Source organism: Nocardia vulneris, from assembly GCF_001613425.1.
In the GTDB taxonomy this organism is placed as follows: domain Bacteria; phylum Actinomycetota; class Actinomycetes; order Mycobacteriales; family Mycobacteriaceae; genus Nocardia; species Nocardia vulneris.
Window position 1 is genome coordinate 391,813 of the sequence record NZ_BDCI01000004.1, and the last position, 17,439, is coordinate 409,251.

The 17,439-nt window shown below is 68.4% G+C and carries 13 protein-coding genes and 1 riboswitch; of the genes, 6 read left to right on the forward strand and 7 right to left on the reverse strand.

Going from position 1 to position 17,439, the window contains the following annotated elements; genetic code table 11:
• Positions 1–139 precede the first annotated feature (139 nt).
• The 4 genes from NVU01S_RS07830 to NVU01S_RS07845 all read left to right on the forward strand — a co-directional run bounded on the left by NVU01S_RS07830 (position 140) and on the right by NVU01S_RS07845 (position 4,367).
• On the forward strand, positions 140–1,033 hold the full coding sequence (locus NVU01S_RS07830; protein ID WP_043663424.1) for an NADP-dependent oxidoreductase: 894 nt from the start codon (positions 140–142) through the stop codon (positions 1,031–1,033).
• Between the two features lie 66 nt (positions 1,034–1,099).
• Positions 1,100–2,860 (forward strand): CocE/NonD family hydrolase, encoded by a 1,761-nt coding sequence (locus NVU01S_RS07835; protein ID WP_043663420.1) that lies wholly within the window; start codon positions 1,100–1,102, stop codon positions 2,858–2,860.
• Positions 2,857–3,225 carry a putative quinol monooxygenase gene (locus tag NVU01S_RS07840; RefSeq protein ID WP_043663416.1) on the forward strand — a complete coding sequence of 123 codons (369 nt, stop codon included), beginning with the start codon at positions 2,857–2,859 and terminating at the stop codon, positions 3,223–3,225. The genes NVU01S_RS07835 and NVU01S_RS07840 overlap by 4 nt, the downstream gene beginning before the upstream one ends.
• A 476-nt stretch (positions 3,226–3,701) precedes the next feature.
• The gene (locus NVU01S_RS07845) at positions 3,702–4,367 is read left to right on the forward strand and encodes a dioxygenase family protein (RefSeq protein WP_043663413.1); all 666 of its coding nucleotides are present in this window, start codon (positions 3,702–3,704) and stop codon (positions 4,365–4,367) included.
• Positions 4,368–4,376: 9 nt separating this feature from the next.
• Here the strand turns inward: NVU01S_RS07845 and NVU01S_RS07850 are convergent, their stop codons facing one another.
• Together NVU01S_RS07850 and NVU01S_RS07855 are read right to left on the reverse strand one after the other, a co-directional pair.
• Positions 4,377–5,528: a serine hydrolase domain-containing protein gene (locus tag NVU01S_RS07850; protein WP_043663410.1), complete on the reverse strand. Its 1,152-nt coding sequence runs from the start codon at positions 5,526–5,528 to the stop codon at positions 4,377–4,379.
• A gap of 85 nt (positions 5,529–5,613) precedes the next feature.
• Positions 5,614–6,006, reverse strand: a complete 393-nt coding sequence (locus NVU01S_RS07855) for a HEAT repeat domain-containing protein (protein ID WP_052280107.1) — start codon at positions 6,004–6,006, stop codon at positions 5,614–5,616.
• A 159-nt stretch (positions 6,007–6,165) separates the two neighbouring features.
• Between NVU01S_RS07855 and NVU01S_RS07860 the strand changes: the two genes are divergently transcribed.
• Positions 6,166–7,299 (forward strand): serine hydrolase domain-containing protein, encoded by a 1,134-nt coding sequence (locus tag NVU01S_RS07860; protein ID WP_043663407.1) that lies wholly within the window; start codon positions 6,166–6,168, stop codon positions 7,297–7,299.
• Between the two features lie 34 nt (positions 7,300–7,333).
• Positions 7,334–8,104, forward strand: a complete 771-nt coding sequence (locus NVU01S_RS07865) for a MerR family transcriptional regulator (RefSeq protein ID WP_043663405.1) — start codon at positions 7,334–7,336, stop codon at positions 8,102–8,104.
• Positions 8,105–8,108: 4 nt separating this feature from the next.
• On the opposite strand, the gene NVU01S_RS07870 is transcribed toward NVU01S_RS07865, so the two are convergent.
• The 5 genes from NVU01S_RS07870 to NVU01S_RS07890 form a co-directional block, all read right to left on the reverse strand.
• A complete protein-coding gene (locus tag NVU01S_RS07870; RefSeq protein ID WP_052280106.1) occupies positions 8,109–10,367 on the reverse strand; it encodes an ABC transporter ATP-binding protein/permease in 2,259 nt (752 codons plus the stop codon).
• The gene (locus NVU01S_RS07875; RefSeq protein WP_244467079.1) at positions 10,364–11,335 is read right to left on the reverse strand and encodes an ABC transporter permease; all 972 of its coding nucleotides are present in this window, start codon (positions 11,333–11,335) and stop codon (positions 10,364–10,366) included. Before NVU01S_RS07875 ends, NVU01S_RS07870 begins: the two co-directional genes overlap by 4 nt.
• 5 nt (positions 11,336–11,340) lie before the next feature.
• Positions 11,341–12,927 (reverse strand): ABC transporter substrate-binding protein, encoded by a 1,587-nt coding sequence (locus NVU01S_RS07880; protein ID WP_043663718.1) that lies wholly within the window; start codon positions 12,925–12,927, stop codon positions 11,341–11,343.
• A gap of 16 nt (positions 12,928–12,943) precedes the next feature.
• A riboswitch (cobalamin riboswitch) is annotated at positions 12,944–13,129 on the reverse strand.
• 154 nt (positions 13,130–13,283) lie between these two features.
• Complete coding sequence (locus tag NVU01S_RS07885; RefSeq protein ID WP_043663716.1) at positions 13,284–16,304, reverse strand: alpha-mannosidase; 3,021 nt, start codon at positions 16,302–16,304, stop codon at positions 13,284–13,286.
• Between the two features lie 121 nt (positions 16,305–16,425).
• Entirely contained in the window at positions 16,426–17,397 is a 972-nt protein-coding gene (locus tag NVU01S_RS07890) for a pyridoxamine 5'-phosphate oxidase family protein (RefSeq protein ID WP_052280133.1), read from the reverse strand.
• Between the last annotated feature and the right edge of the window lie 42 nt (positions 17,398–17,439).

Sequence of the window (17,439 nt, forward strand, 5' to 3'; positions counted from 1 at the left end):
GCGGTCCTCGCGTGGATGCCGGGACGCCCATGCCGTTCGCGCGAGCACCTCGACCTGTGACGCTATCAGATACGAACCAACATCTGTACCTAAAAACTACCCATTGCAAAACACTAACGGGTAGCGTTATGTTCTGAGCATGAGAGCAGTCCGCTTCGCCGAGTACGGCGGCCCCGAAGTCCTGGAACTGACCGAAGTGCCCGAACCTCACCCGGGGCCGGGGCAGATACGCATCGCCGTGCGCGCGGCCGGTGTGAATCCGCACGATTGGCGGGTTCGCGAGGGCCAGTTCCGGCGGATCCGCCCGATCGAACTGCCGACGGGCCTCGGCCAGGACGCTGCGGGCGTGGTGGACGAAGTCGGCGCGGGTGTGAGCGATATCGAGGTCGGCGCGTACGTGCTCGGCCGCGGTGCGGGCACGTACGCCGAGTTCGCTGTGCTGTCGTCGTGGGCCCGGCTGCCTCGCGGTCTCACCTTCGCCGAGGCGGCCGGGTACCCGTCTGTAGTCGAGACCGCATTACGAATCCTGCGCCTGGTCGATGTCCAGCCCGGGCAAACACTGCTGGTCAGCGGTGCGGCCGGCGGTGTCGGTTCCGCGGCGCTGCAGATCGCCCGGGAACGCGGCATCAAGGTGATCGGCACCGCCGGGGCCGCGAATCTGGATTATGTGCGCAGCCTCGGCGCCGCGGCCACCACCTACGGCGAAGGCTGGGTCGAGCGGGTCCGCGAACTCGGCACTGTCGATGCCGCGCTGGATCTGAACGGTGCCGGCGTCATCCGAGGTCTGCTCGACCTGACCGGAGACCCGGACAAGGTCGTCACCATCGCCGACCTCGAGGCGCCGATGCTCGGCATCCGATTCGCCGGTGTGGGCGGCAGCATGACCGAAGCGCTCGCCGAGACCGTCGATCTGATCTCCCGCGAAAAGTTGTATATCCCTGTCGCCCAGTCATATTCGCTCGCAGACGCGGCGACCGCACACACCGACAGCCAAGCCGGGCACACCCGTGGACGCCGGGTCCTGCTCGTCTGAGCGCGTGCGCCCCGCTCCGGCCGGAGCATCCACCCCGGTCGCCCGTCGACCCCAGAGGAGACAACCGTGTACCGACCCCGCATCGACGCCGATGTCGAGATGACGACCAGAGACGGCGTCACCCTCACCGCCGATCTGTACCGCCCGGCCGAGGAGGGCCGATGGCCGGTGCTGCTGCATCGCACCCCGTACAACCGCAGGGATTCCTTCCGGGTGTCCGGAATCGTCGCCGACCCGCTGTGGCTCGCCAGGCAGGGCTTCGCGGTGCTCGTCCAGGACACCCGCGGCCGATTCCAGTCCGGTGGCGAATTCGATTTCATCACACAGGAATACAACGACTCCTACGACGCGATCGATTGGGCCGCAACGCAATCCTGGAGCGACGGCAATGTCGGCATCTACGGCTCGTCCTATCTGGGCATGGCCGTCCTGCAAGCCGTCGCGGCCCGCAATCCACATCTCAAAGCGGCGGTCGCCCTGGTCGCTACCGCCGATATGCGCCACACCGCCCGGCCGGGTGGCGTGTTCGAGCTCGGCTTCCTCACCACCTACGGTCTCGTGCTCTGCCTCGAAGGTCTCGACCACAGCTCGCTGGACGCGGACGAGCAGGAACAGGTGCGCAAACAACTCGCCGAAGCCTTCGCCGACCCGCTCGCCACCGTGCGCAGGCTGCCGCTCACCGGTATCGGCCCGCTCGACGACGACCGGGTAGCGCCGTTCTGGGCCGACTGGCTGCGCTCGCCCAACGACCCGTTCTGGCAGCGACCGACCCTGCTCACCGAACCCGAACGCGTCACCATCCCGTTCCTGCAGGTGACGGGCTACCAGGACTTCACCAGCCCCACCCAGTTCCGGCTGGCCACCGCGCTCGCCGACAACGAGCACGCCCGCCTCGTCGCCGGACCCTGGACGCATTTCGGCACTTACACCCCGTCCGGGCAGGTCGGCGCCCGCGTGCTCGCCGACGCGGCCGCCGGCGTGCCCACCTGGAATCCGGTGCTCGCCGCGTTCTTCGACCGACATCTGCGCGGCGGTGACGGCGCGGACCACCCGGGTGCCGACCGGTATCTTTCCGGACCCGGCCGGGTGACGTACTTCGTCGGCGGCTCGGACACCTGGGCCTCCGCGTCCGTCTGGCCGCCCGCGTCGACCATCGCGGAGTGGGCACTCGGCTCGGGCGGTGACGCGCGCACCGCGGACGGCAACGGCCACTTGATCCGTTCAGGCACGGAAAACGCAGCGGCGACTGCGCTTTCCGATACCTTCACCGCCGACCCGCACGATCCCTTCCCGACCCACGGCGGCGCGGTCCTGCTGGAACGAGACCCGGCGGCGGCGCCACAGGGCATCCAGGACCAGCGCGCCGTCGACCGGCGCTACGACCTGCTCGTCTACACCAGCGAGCCGCTGACCGAGGAGGTGACGATCGCCGGACAACCCGAGCTGGTCACCTTCCTCACCAGCAGCGCCCCCGACGCGGACGTGTGCGTCACCCTGGTCGACGTCGAACCGGATGGTTTCGCCCGCAATGTCGCCGACGGCGCGCAACGTGCCCGCTACCGCGACGGCGGTGACACCGACTGGCTCGATGCCGAGGAACCCAGCCGCGTCACCGTCACCCTGCACGACGTGGCGCACCGGTTCGGTGTCGGCCACCGCATTCGTGTGCAGATCGCCGGGTTCGATTTCCCCCGGTTCAGCCGCAACCTGCACACCCGCACCGTGCCCGAGTTCGGCACCCTCGACGAGGCCGTGCCCGCTCAGCACACCGTGCACCACCACCCGGCAGCGCCCTCCACGCTGCGCCTGCCGATGCTCGCCGCATGACCATCGACCCACAGGAGTTCGCCTTGTCCGAAATCGTCGTCATCGCCAGTCTGCAGGCCAAAGCCGGACGCGGCGCGGACCTGCTCGCGTTGCTGTCCGAACTGGCCCCGCGGGTCCTGCACACCGAACCGCAGCTGCAGCGTTATGCCTTCTACGTCGAACCCGACACCGACCCGCTCCGCGTCACCGTGATCGAAAAGTACGCCACGCGCGCCGATCAGGCGGCGCACGACAGCGGTGTGCTGACCGAGTATCTGCCGCGGCTGCTCGACCTGGTCGATCCCGCACCACACACGATCGAACTGCACCCGGCACCGTTGACGGTCGAGGTCAGCGCGGTCGATGCGGCGCGGTTGACCGTTTAACGCGACAGTCGACGGCTTCGCGGCCGATCTCACCGGGCCGGACGGGCATCCCGTCCGGCCTGTTCGCGATGCGCGAAAATAATTATTTTGCAACATGTTACGGAAGACCCTTGATCCGGCCAGCCACGGCGGTTGCCTGCGCATAGTCGATTCGACAACTGGGGCGCACTGGGGACATCGCGGGATGAACCAGAACTGTGCGGCGAATCCCATTGCAGCCCAGAGTGTTTCGATAAGCGACCAGGTAACCCGGCGCACATTTCAGACTGCACTTCTTGTCCGCCCCACAGCGACCGACTTATCGTTCTTCTCGCGTTCAAATTTGAAATACCCTCGCCGACAAGATCTTTGATCACCAGCCAAGCCGCCGCACGCGCACTCAGGTTGCGCGTCGCGCAATGATCAGAGCTGTCGGCGCCGCCGGAGTCGAAGCCCGCGCACTTCGGCAATCCAGTCCCGCGAGGAGATGAACAATCATGACCGATCGACCCCTGTCCGACGACGACGCCGACATCCCCCAGGCGATCACCCGCAAACGCCTCCTGCAGATGGGCCTGCTGGCGGTACCGGCCGCGGCGGCCATGACCGCCGCCACTGCGGCTACCAGCGGAAACGCCAGTCCGCCACAGGCGGTGCCGGACGACCTCGAACCCACCCCGGCCTGCCACGACGGCGACGCGGCCACCATCGCGCAGACCGAAGGCCCCTATTTCAAACCGAATTCGCCTCGGCGCAGCGACCTGGTGCTCCCGGGCGCGCCGGGTACCCGACTGACGGTCAGCGGCTATGTGTTCACGCGCTCTTGCCGCCCGGTGGCCCAAGCTCTGCTGGACTTCTGGCAGGCCGACAACGCCGGAGCCTACGACAATTCGGGCTACAACTGGCGCGGGCATCAGTTCACCGACGCGAACGGCCGATTCAGCCTGTCGACCATCGTGCCCGGCCTCTACCCCGGCCGCACCCGGCACATCCATGTGAAGGTGCAGGCGCCCAACCAGCGGATACTCACCACCCAGCTGTATTTCCCCGGCGAGCCGCGCAACAACACCGATTCCATCTTCGACCGGCGGCTGCTGATGACGGTGCGGACGGTGCCCACCGGGAAGGAGGGCACCTTCGACTTCATCCTGAACTTCCGCTGACCACGCCGGCTAAGCCGCGCAGAGTGCGTGATCGGTCAGTTCGTCGGCCGCCTGCAGTTGGGCGAATCCCGCACTGCGCGTGATGTCTTCGCCACCCACGGCGAGCGTGCCGGTGAGGGAGACGACGACGCTGCGGGCTCCGTTCTCGGTCACACCGGCGTTGCTGAGGTAGCCCGTCTGGCCGCCGTTGTGCATCCAGTAGGTACCGCCGCAGGACAACGGGACCGAGAACAGTCCGAGCCCGTAGCGTGCGCCCGGCCACGCTTTCGCGGTGACGCCGTCGACCGGGACCGTGGCGCGCATCTGGGCGAGTTCTTCGGGACGTAACAGGCTGCCGTCCAATAATTTTCGATAGAAGGTACCGATATCCGCCGTGGTGGACAGGTAACCGCCGGACGCGTCGGCGTCGATCAGTTCGGTGACCTCGACCATCGGTCCGTCGACCTCGAATTGCTGATAGCCCTTCGCATGTGGGGCGGGTAGCGTCGGCTGGTCGCCGGGCCACCGGGTGTCACGCAGCCCCAGCGGTTCGAGGATGCGCGTGCCGATCTCGGTGTACCACGGACGCTTGGTCACCTGTTCGATGATCAGACCCAGCAAGACGTAGCCGGTGTTGGAGTACGACCAACCGGCGCCCGGTGCGAAATCGGGCGCCTGTTCCATGGCGGACGCCACCACCTGCTGCGGGGTGCGGGTCTGGTAGCGGAGGCGGTGATAGTCCTCGGCGGTGTGCATTTCCAGCGGAGCGTCGCGAATACCGCTGGTGTGCTGGAGCAGTTGCCGCACGGTGATCCGATTTCCGTCATAGCCGTTGCCGTGCAACAGATCCGGCAACCATCGAGGCACGGCGTCGTCGAGGCCGAGCCGTCCTTCCCCGACCAGCATGAGCACCACGGTCGCCACCATCGTCTTCGTCAGGCTACCGATCCTGAAGTATCCGTCCGGCGAAACCGATTCCGCGACAGCGATATCCGCGCGGCCGCCCACGGCTACGCGGTCGACACCGGCTGCGGTGTCCACCGTTCTGGCCTGCACGCCGGTGGTGCCCACCGCCACGATCGCATCGACATCGCGCTGTAAGGGATCAGCGCCGGTCGTTTCGCCACAGCCACTGACCACCAGGACCGCGGCCACCGCCGCAGCTACCGTCGTGTATCGCATCGCGTCCCCTTCCGAGTCCGCGAAAATCTATCCGCGCCATCCACCCACCGAGATCACCCTCGGGTAGCGCAACGCCACGCCCTTCTCACCCCGTGGTACCGACCGCCACCTCGCGCACCTCGGGATCCGGGTCGGTGGCCAAGCCCGCCAGCAGTCGACGGGCCGCGCTCCCCCGATAGCTGCGCAATGCCACCGCGAGCGCGTACCGCACGTCGGGGTTGGCGTGCTCGATCAGGTGCGCGATATCGCCAACAGCACCGCGACTGCGCCGGCTCAGACCCCACAGCGCATCGACCAGGTCGTCATCATCGTTCGCGTGCCGCAGTTGGTGCAGCAGTTGTGGTTTCGTAGGCTCGGGGCCTTCGACCGGGTACCGGCGGCGCAGGTCCGCCGCCTTGTATTCGCCACGCCCCAGGCACGCCGGGCAGGCGCAGGGCCGACGTCCGTGTGCGTCAGGGCGGTATCGCCACCCTGTCACCTGGCGTACCTGCCGAATCCGATGCAGCGTCGGAGGGCTCCGTGAGCGCCGAAGATGCAGTGAGCCAGATCACTGTTGAGGTTGACCCGAGGTCAGGGTGGACGCTCGTTCCAGCGGCACGGAATGCGCCGCACGGAACAGAGTTGAAGGAGTACCACCATGAGCACCGATACCGTCGTTCTGGAACGCCCGGAACTGCAACAGGCCATCCAGAGCATGGTCGATTCGGGTTTTCTGGGCGTCACCCTGCGCGTGCACGACGAGCGCGGCGAATGGACCGGGAGTGCGGGACTGTGCAAGCTGGGCGAGACGGCCGCACCTCCGATCGAGGGGCACGTCCGGATCGGCAGCAACACAAAGACTTTCATCGCGACCGTGGTGTTGCAGCTGGTGGCCGAGGGCAAGATCGACCTGGACGCACCGCTGATCGGCTACCTGCCCGAGTTCGAGCTGGATTCGCGGATCACGGTGCGCATGGTGCTGCAGCACACCAGCGGAATCTTCAACTTCACCGGCGAGTTCTACACCGAACGCGAGAACGCAGCGGCTGTGCCGTGGAACGACGGCTGGATGGTCCGCGGGATCGCCTGGTCCGGCCAGGAGTGGGTGGAGAACCGGTTCAAGACCTACCGTCCCGAGGAACTGGTCCAGCTGGCGTCGACCAACCCGACCCGGTTCGAGCCGGGCGCGGGCTGGAGCTACTCCAACACCAACTACGTGCTGGCCAGGCTGCTGATCGAAAAGGTGAGCGGCCGCCCCTACGCCGCGGAGATGCAGCGGCTGATCTTGGGACCGCTGGGATTGACCGACACCGTGGCCCCGACGGTCGAGCCGGAGATCGCCGAACCGCACGCCCACGCCTACTACCGGTACGAGGACGCGGCCGGGGTGGCACACACGGTTGATGTCACCCGGCAGAATCCGTCCTGGATCTCCAGCGGCGGGGACATGATCTCGACCACCCGGGATCTGCACACCTTCATCGCCGCACTGGTGGGCGGCGCACTCCTGCCCGCCGAACTGCTCGCGCAGATGTTCACCCCGCATCCCGAATTCGGTTACGGCCTGGGGGTTTTCGTGCAGGAGGCGCCGAACGGCGGCGGTACCCTCATCACCCACAACGGCGGTATCGGCGGTCACGGGGCGCTGATGTACAGCTCGCTCGACGGCCGCAAGACCCTGACCGCGACGCTGAATTCGGTGGACGACGCCGACCTGTCCCTGTCCGGCGCGTTCCAGCAGGGCATGCAGCGGCTCGTCGCGGCGGTGTTCGGCGGCGCGCAGGCCGAGTAGACCGACCTGCCCGCGCACCAGGCAAGCTGGACGAATGATGAACGGCGTCACGATCGGACAGGCGGCGGCCTTCGCCGGTGTCACGGTCAAAACCGTGCGGCACTATCACAAGCACGGGTTGATCGAGGAACCCGCGCGCGACAGCTCGGGCTATCGCCGCTACGGATCGGACGAGCTGCTGCGGCTCGTCCAGGTCCGGGCCCTGGCCTCGGCCGGCATCCCGCTGGCCGAGATCGGGCCGCTGCTCGACGCCGACGCCGCGCAGTTCGCCACCGCCCTGGCCGAGGCCGAACGCCTGCTGAACGAACGGATCGCGGACCTGGTCGCCCGGCGCGATACCCTGCACCGGCTCGCCGACGGCGACCGCGCCCTGCTGCCCGACCGCGCCTGCGCGCTGCTCGACCGAATGGCAGAACTCGGTTTCGACCCCGGCTATGTGGCCGTGCAACGCGAGGCCCTGGTGTTGACGCGAGCCCTGGTGCCCAACGGTTTCGACGGTTTCCTGGCCCAGCTCGAACACCGATTCAGCGATCCTGGGCACATCGACCTGGCCAAACGCGGCTGGGCCGCGGAAAGCTGGGATCCCGACGATCCGAGGATCGCAGAACTCGCCACCGCCATGGCCGAGCACTATCTCGCCGACACCGCGTCACCCGCGAAAGTCACCGACCTGAACGCCTGGACCAACGCGGCCACCCAGTACAGGCTGATCAACAACCATCGCGATTCCCCGGTCTCGGCCCGGCTCACCGCGCTGGTCGAGGCCGAACTGCGCGCCGCAGGCCTGCCGATCCCCCACCGTTAGCGGCTCAGGTCCGGCTCCCGACGGGCAAGGACCGACCCGCCCGAGTATCGAGGTCGGCGCTCGATGCGGTCAGCGTGAGGGTCGTGTCGGCGAGGCGATCGAGTACGGCGCGCTGGTGGCTGATCACTATGAGGGACAGGCCATCTCGGCGCAACTCGGCGAGCAGGTCGAGGACGGTTTCCCGGGCCCTGGCGTCCAGGGCGGACGTTATCTCGTCGCAGATCAGGATGCTCGGATCGGCGGCGAGCGCGCGGGCGATGGCGACTCGCTGCTGTTGCCCGCCGGACAGCTCACCGGGGCGGCGGGCGGCCAGGTTCGGTTCGAGCCGAACGGATTCCAGCAGTCGGACGGTCTCACGGGCAGCGGCCTCGGGCGTCATCCCGCGCAGCAGACGCAGCGGCCTGCTGATCTGAAAGCCGATGCGGTAGTGCGGGTTCAGCGAGGTCGCGGGGTTCTGATAGATCAGCTGAATCGCGCGCCGCTGCGCGGTGGTCCGCCGATCCACGTCGGGCGCCAAGCGGGCGCCGTCGAGTTCGAGCAGGCCGTGCGCGGGCCGGTGCAGGCCGGCGAGCACGCGGGCCACGGTGGTCTTGCCCGCACCCGAACGTCCGCTCAGGGCAAGACATTCGCCGGGATGCAGCGTGAAAGACAGGTCGGTGGCGACCGCCCGAAAGTGCCTGCGGTGCCCGTGCCCGGCCGTCAGCTGCTCGACGCGAAGCACCGGAGGGACCGTGTCTTTCTTGGTGAATGACCGGGAACCCGCTGTGTCACAAGGCGTTTCCTCGCGAGGCGGCGCGAACGAGCGAACTCGGCCCTGATCGAATTCGAGCACGTCATCGATCAGCTCGGCCAGGGTCGCGACCTCGTGCGTGATCACCAGCAGGGTGATCGTGCTGTCATGCCTGATCCGGCGCAACGTAGCCACCAGCTCATCACGGGTCTGCGCGTCGAGCCCGGTGGTCGGCTCATCGAGCACGAGCAGCGCGGGCTCGCCGAGCAGCGCCATCGCCAGCAGCACCCGTTGCTGCTGGCCGCCGGAGAGCTGGTGCGGGAACCGGCGCCGGAAGCGGCGGTCGTCCGGTAGGCCGACGCGGCGCAAGGCCTGCCCGACACCATCGCCGGAATCGCCGTGCAGCCGGGCGATCTCGCGGATCGCGGTGCCGATCCGCAACGACGGATTGAGCCCGGACGCCGGGTCCTGGGGTACGTAGCCGGTGGTCCGCCGTTCCCCCTGTGCCGCACCGACTTCGATCATCCCTTCGGCCTGCAGCCCGGCGGGCAGAGCACCGAGCACCGCGCGGGCGAACGTCGTCTTGCCCGCGCCGGACGGGCCGACCACGGCTACACCGCGGCCGGTGCGCAGCTGAACCGAAACATCCTGCAGCAAAAGGTTGTCCGCGCGATCCCGCACCGTGAGCCGCTCCACCCGCACTCCGGCAGCGCCGGTCCGGCTGGGCGATACCGTCTTGCCCCGCGTCGCGCGCTGCGCGCCCAGCACACGGTCCACGACCAGGTTGATCGACACCACGAGCACCATGATCAGTAACGCCGGTGCGAGCACCGCCCATGGCTGGCGCCCGAACCCGGGCCGGTTCTCGGTGATCATCAGCGCCCAGTCCGGTGCGGGCGGGCGCAGCCCGAGGCCGAGGAAGCCGCTCACCGCGACCATCGAGATGGTCATCGACATCCGCACACCCGCATCGGCCAGCACCACCGACCGCAGATTCGGCAGCACTTCGACCAGCGCGAGCCGCCACAGGGGTTCGCCTCGGGCGCGCGCGGATTCGACGTAGCCGGTACCCGCGAGTTCCAGCACCGCGGTGCGCACGATGCGGATGATCCACGGCACCGACGCCAGGGTGCTCGCCGCGACGATCGCGGCGGGCCCCGCGCCGATCGCCGTCGCGAGCACCGCGAGCAGCAGGAACCACGGTACGACGACGATCGCGTCGACCGGCCGCATGATCCAGCGGTCGGCGCCGCGGCGCAGCCCCGCGACCAGGCCGAGCCCGAGGCCGAGTCCGTAGGCGACGAGCAGCGCCAGCCCGGCGGTCGCGACCAGCGACAGACCGCCGTGCAGGACCCGGGACAGCACGTCGCGCCCGACCACGTCGGTGCCGAGCAGATGGCGCGCGCTCGGCGGCTGGAACGGCCGGCCGTGCGCGGCGGTCGGTGGGTACGGCGCGCAGAGCGGACCGGCAAGCGCCACCAGCAGCACGGCGAGGGCGCTCACCGTCCACGGTGTCCGCAGCCGCCGCCTCATCGGCCCGCCACGATCTGTTGCCGCGCAAGCGGACTCACCAGCAGCGCGAGCAGGTCGGCGAGCAGGTGGACCCCGATGCCGAAGGCCGCCAGCAGGACGGCCGTCGACTGGACGAACGGAAAATCACGAGCGGAGATGGCGCGCAACAACTCCTGGGACAGGCCCGGATAGACGAACAGCGTCTCCACCACGGCCACACCACCGATCAACCCGACCACCGAACCGGCCAGCGGATGGATCGACGCCGAGATCGCGTTGGGCGCGACGTGCCGCAAGAACAAGCGCGCACCCCTGATTCCGTTGAGCCGCGCGGTCAGAATGTACTCGCTGGCCATGACCTCGGCGGTCTGGGCGCGCACCATGCGCACCGGGTGTGGTGACAACCCGATCAGCAGACAGGTCACGGGCAGCACGAGGATCTCCGGTCGGTCCCAGACGCTGGTGCCGGTCGGCAGCAGCGAGACGGCGGGCAGCAGCTGCAGGGTCAGCGAGACGGTCGCCACCAGCAGCACACCGGACACGAAGGACGGCACCGACTCCGCGGTGAGCGCGGCGACGCTGATCACCCGATCGGTCCGCGAACCGGCCCGTGCGCCGGCCGCCAAGCCGAACCCGATCGCCAGTGGCACCAGCAACGCCGCGGTGAGCAGCGCCAGTGTCGCGCTGTTGGCGAACCTGCCGAGCAGCACCTCGCGCACCGGGCGCCCGGAAATCAGCGAATTGCCGAAGTCGCCCCGCGCGAAATCGCCCGCCCACTCCGCGAATCGGACCGGCGCGGGCCGGTCCAGACCCAATTGCGCGCGCAGCGCGGCCACTTGCGCGGGCGCCGGATCGCCACCGCCTTCCCGGGACAGGATGACGGTGGCCGCATCGGAATCCAGCGTCTCGAACAGACCGAACACGATCAGGGCGACGCCGAGCAGCACGGCGATGCCCGCGCACACTCGAAGTGCGACATAGCGAAGCACGACCGTCAGCGAGCCAGCCAGGTCGTGGCGTAGTTCGCCCAGTCGTCCGTGCCGGGCACTCCGTTGCGCACCCCGCGCACGAACGGCCTTGCCGCATCCGGTCGTTTCGCGAAGCTGTGCAGGATGTAGCCGCCCTCGTCCCAGAGCGATTGCTGCAGTTCGAGGTAGAGCTGACGGCGGCGCTGCGGGTCCATCGCCGCGCGCGCCGCCGCGAACTTCGCGTCCCACTCAGGGCGCTGCCAGCCGGTGCCGTTGCTCGGCGACGTGCTGGTCATGGTCTGGCCGTAGAAGTAGTCGAGACTGTAGTTCCACCAACCGATGTGGGTCAGCGGGTACTTTCCGCTGACCTGGGAGAAGTAGGTATCGGCCGGCACGGATTCGAGCCGGATGGTGATCCCCGCCGCCTTCGCCTGCTCGGCGTAGAGGGTGGCGGATTCGAGCATGCCCGGCATACCGTCGGCGGTTTGCAGTGCGACCGTGAGGTTTTCCTTCCCCGCCGCGCGCAGCAGCTCACGGGCCCGCTGCGGATCATAGGTGCGTTGCGGCAGCGAATCGGCGTAGTAGGGCGCGCCTTTGCCGTACACGTCGTTGCCGACCTCGCCGTAGCCGTAGTACACCGAGTCGACCATCGCCTGCCGGTCCACCGCCAGCCGCATCGCCTGCCGCACCCGCACGTCGTCGAACGGCGGGATGTCCACCCGCATCTGGAAGGCGCCCATCAACCCGGCGGGCGGCACGATCACCGAGACGTCCGGATCGCCGGACAGATTGCTGGCCTGCAGATACGACACCTCGTGCACCACATCGGCCTGATCGGAGAGGAAGGCGTTCACCCGGGCTTCGGTCTCGGCGATCTGGATGATCTCCACCTCGTCCAGCAGGGCCGGCCCGTCCCAGTGTCGCTCGTTGCGCCGCAACAGCGTTCGGTCCCCGGGCGACCACCGCACCAGCGCGAAGGGTCCGGTGCCCACCGGCAGGGTGCGCTCGTCGAAGGTGGTCGTGCCGTCCTTGACGATGTAGCAGTACCAGCCCGCGAGCACCGAACCGAAGTCCGCGAGCGGCGTTTTCATCGCCACCACCACGCCGAGATCGCCATCGGCGCGGGTCCGGGCCATGTCGACCATGGCGAGGTCACCGGAGGACTTGCGGGCCGGGTCCAGCATGCGCGTGAAACTCCACAGCACGTCCCGGGAGGTGAGGGGTGTGCCGTCGCTGAAGAGCACGCCGGGACGCAGAGTGATCCGCCACTCGCTGCCGTCGGCATTGGGCTGCAACGATTCCGCCAAGCGGTACCGCAGGGTGAGGTCGTTGTTGTAGGCGACGAGCTTGTCCCACACGTTCTTCGAGACCGCGCCGCCCGCCGAACTGCCCGCCTGATGGGGGTCGAGAACATCGGCGGTGGCCGACCGGCCCGCGATCGCCGTGCGCAACCGCCCGCCGGGCCGGGGTGGGCCATCGGGTGTGTTACCGGGGTTCGCGTCGGTACCGCAGCCGCTCAGCGCCCACGCGCCGCCGAACGCGGCCAGTGCGGTCGCACCGAGCAGTAACCGCCGCCGCCCGAATGCGGGCGCGGTCGATGTGGAGTTGTGCATCGCCATCCTCGTGGTGTTCGTCCCTTACCGCGGCGCAGGTATCCTGGCTCCCGATTCGACGCGCACCGCCGGCCTTCCAACCTGGGCAGGTCGTGGCCATGAACTGGCGGTTTGCTCCTCGGTGACAGTTGCGGGACAGCCCCGGATTCGCACCGGTGTTCCCTACGCCGATCAGAACGTTACAAGGCTCCAGCCGCGAAACCACACCTTCACCTCGGGTTTCGCCACGACTCGGCGAGTTCGGCTTCCCTGATAAATAATTTGGGGTTACCGTAGACAGTGCCGGAGCGTGTACCGGCAGCCACGATGGCCCCGCGCCGCTACACCCCGGCGCGGGGCCACCCTCGGCCCCTTGCCTACGCCGCGGGGCGCGTGAAACGCAGCGTGACGAGTTGGAAAGGCCGCAGTCGCACGCGAACTCCGCCGGATTCCACGAGCACCGGGACTGCGCCGGACAACGGTCGTTCCAGCAGATCGCACACCTGCTGGCCGGTGGTCTCGAAATCCGGGGTGATCAGGGCGGTGGCACGACCGCCGTGCGCTTCGTAGAGGCGAAGGACGACATCGCCGCTGCCGTCGTCGGCCAGCTTGACCGCGCTGGTCACCACCGCGTCGTTGTCGACGGTGAACAGGGGCGCGACCGGGTCGGCGACGCCGGCGGTCGGGCGAGCGAGATTGATCCGATAGCCCGCGGCGACCGCGTCCCCGATCGAGGCGCCCGGCAACAGGGCGTGCCGGAAGTCGTGGGTGCCGTGATCGGTCTCCGGATCGGGGAACCGCGGCGCGCGCAACAGCGAGGCCCGCACCGTTGTCGTCGTTCCGCCGTCGGGCCGGACCGTCCGGGTGACGTCGTGGCCGTAGGTGGAGTCATTGACCAGCCCGACACCCCAACCGGGTTCGGCGAAGTGCACGAAACGATGATTGCAGGCTTCGAACTTCGCGTATTCCCAACTGGTATTCGTGTGCGTGGGCCGGTACAGATGCCCGAACTGGGTTTCGGACGCGTAGCGGTCGGCGTGGATGTCCAGGGGGAAGGCCAGTTTGAGGAACTTCTCGGTCTCGTACCAGTCGACGCGGGTGTCGATGTCGAGACTGCGCGCGCCAGCGCGCAGCGTGAGCGTCTGCTCGATCTTGGACGAACCGAACGAGCGGCCCACCCGCACCACCGCGTCGATCGGCGAATCCGTTTCCGCCACCACGAAATCCGCGTCGGTGAGATCGGTGACCCGATTCCGGTAGAACAGATCGACATCCCAGGCATCCCACGAGTTGGGCAGGTCCGGATGCAACTGCAGCAGGTTCGCAGGGGTCTGCGGCGGCAGTGCCTCGCGCTGCTGGGCGAGGTCGAACACCGACACCACCAGACCGCGCGCGTCGATCTCCACCCGCAGCAGGGCATTGTCGAGCACAAACCCGCCGCCGGCCCGCTCGGCCACCGTGCACGGCGCCTCCGACTGCTGCGGTCCGGCGCCGCCCGCGGGCACCGCGCGCCAGGCGTGTGGCGCGGGGTTGAAGACATTCGGTCCCGCCTGATCGCCGCCGAGCTGCCGGTGCGCCTGATCGATGAGCGCGGTCAGTTCCGTGGTCACCGCCGCGTGCGTGCGCTCCGCCTCTCGATGCACCCAGGCGATCGACGAACCGGGCAGGATGTCGTGGAACTGGTGCAGCAGCACCGTCTTCCAGAGCCGGTCCAGTGCCTCGTAGGGGTATGCGGCGCGCTTGCGCACCGTCGCCGTCGCGGCCCACAACTCCGCCTCGCGCAGCAGGTGTTCGTTGCGCCGGTTGCCCTGCTTGGTCTTCGCCTGGCTGGTGAGGGTGGCACGGTGCAGCTCGAGGTACAGCTCCCCCACCCACACCGGCGGATTCCGGTACTCCGCCTCGGCTCGGGCGAAAAAGTCGGCGGGCTTGTCCCACAGCACCTTCGGCGAACCTTCGAGGTCCTTCATCCGGGCCGCCTTGGCGATCATCTCGCGCGTCGTCCCGCCGCCGCCGTCACCCCAGCCGGTCGGCGCGAGCGACATCGACGCCCGGCCCTTGTCTTTGAAATTTCTTGCGGCGTGCGCGATCTCGCGCCCGGCCATGGAGCAGTTGTAGGTATCGACGGGCGGGAAGTGGGTGAAGATACGGGTGCCGTCGATGCCCTCCCACAGGAAGGTGTGATGCGGGAACTTGTTGATCTGACTCCAGGAAATCTTCTGCGTCAGTAGCCATTTCGAGCCAGCTGCCTTGATGATCTGCGGCAGCCCGGCCGCGAAGCCGAAGGTGTCCGGTAACCACGCCTCTTCGTTCTCGATCCCGAATTCCGCCAGGAAGAATCGTTTGCCGTGCACGAACTGGCGCGCCATCGCCTCGGAGCCCGGCATGTTGGTATCCGCCTCGACCCACATCCCGCCCGCGGGCACGAACCGCCCTTCGGCCACGGCCGCTTTGACTTTCGCATAGACCTCGGGGCGTTGCTGTTTGACGAAGTCGTACTGCGCCGCCTGCGACATCGTGTAGACGAACTCGGGGTCCTCGGCCAGCAGCGCCGTCATGTTCGCGGTGGTCCGAGCCACCTTGCGGACGGTCTCGCGCAGCGGCCACAGCCAGGCCGAGTCGATATGCGCGTGCCCCACCGCCGAGATTCGATGAGCCGACGCAATCGCGGGCTGCGCCAGCGCCTCGGCCAGGCAGGCGCGCGCCGCGGCGGCGGTGGCGGGCACGTCCTGCAGATCGATGGCGTCCAGCGCGCGCTCGATCGCGCGCACGATGTCGTAGCGGCGGGCGGGATCCTCGGGCATCTCGTGCATCAGTTCGCCGAGCACCTCGAGGTCCTGCACCAGGTGCCAGACGTCGTCGTGGAAGACCGCGAGATCCATTCGGCCGAGCCGGTATTGCGGCTCGGTGCCCGCGGTGGACTTGTCGCCCAGCGGCGTCGGCCCGAAAAACGGGATGATCGGGTTCGACGCCGCTTCGACATGCAGCAGCACATGCTCGCCACCCACCGCGGGAGACCCCACCCGCACCCACTGGTTGCGCGGGTGCAGCCCCTTCACCGGCGACCCGTCCGGCAGATACACCAGGCCCTCGCACTGGAAACCGGGCATGTTCCGGTCGAAACCGACGTCGATGATCGCCTCGACGGTCTTGCCCGCCCACGCCGCCGGCACGGTGCCCTCCACCGTCAGCCAGCTGGTGCCCCACGGCGCACCCCAGGCCGCACCCGGCGCGGTCGGCGTCCGCGGCGCGGCCAGACCCTCGGCCACCGGTACCGGCTCGTCCGGTGCAACCCAGATGGACACCTGCATCGGCACCGATGCGCCGTAGATCGCGGGTGTGATCCGTTCGCCGAGTACTCGCCCGAGGCGATCTTCGATCAATCGACGGTCGTCGTGCATGGCGGTGGCTCCCATCGGATCAGGCGCTGATCATCGATCTGCCCCATTCTCCGTGATGGTCCTGTGCCCGCCGTGAATTCCCGGGAAACGGCGGTTCGGCGGCGCGGGCGGACCGGACCGGCTACGACTGTCGTCGTCTGCGCGCCTTCAACCTGCGCCGGGCCAGGAATCCGAACACCAGCATCATGATCGTGCCGCTCGCCGGCGCTTTGATGACCGAGCGAGTGTGCGGCGCGTACCTGGCCGCGGTGTCGTCGGCCTCCAGCCAGCCGGTGTACTGACCGATCTCCACGCCGACGAGCTTGGGGTTGTACGAGTGGGCGAGCAGGCCCGCCCGGCGACCGCCGGATGGCAGACCGCCCGGCACGAACAGCTCGATACCTGCTTCGCCGCGGCCGGTCACCTCGACCGGAAGCACCATCGGGTAGCCGTCGGCATCCCGGTAGCCGAGCAACCGATAGGGCAGTCGCGCAATCTGATTCGCGGATTTCAGCACGTCCACCCGGGGCACGATGCCCTTCGCCGGACGGATCTGCGGGGGCACCTGCTCAACCGGTAGCGGCGCGCCGTAGACCACCGGCCGCTCGGCGGCGTGCAGGTCGGGCCAGCACACGATCCGGGTCACCGTGACCTCGACGAGCACGCGATCGTCGTAATAGGCGCTAAGCCAGCGGTCCCAGAAGGCGCCGCGACGCCGCTCGCCCATGAACGGCGCGGACTGGGCGCCGATCTCGTCGAGCACCGCCCGATCGGGTTCGGGATCGAAACGGGCCGTGCCTTGCACGAGCACGTAGCGCCGGTTGGCAGGATCGCCGAGACCGTGCGCGCGGCTGTGAAAGGCCAGGGCCACTTTGGGCTCGCGCTCGATCCGGTCCAGTTTGCGGCCCATGCCGAGCGAGGTGGTGAAACCGATTGTCCCCGTTGCCCGATCACGCAAACCGATGGGCGAGACCGCGGTGACCACCGCGCCCGCGGCCGGGGTGGAATAGACGAGGCCGGCGGTGAGATCGCCGGCGAGGATGTCATCGATCTCGTCCGGCCAGGTCACCGACCCGCCCCGAGCGCGACCATTGATGTCGAGAGCATGCGACATGACGTAATCCCCCTTTTCGAACGGCATTTCGTACTGACATCG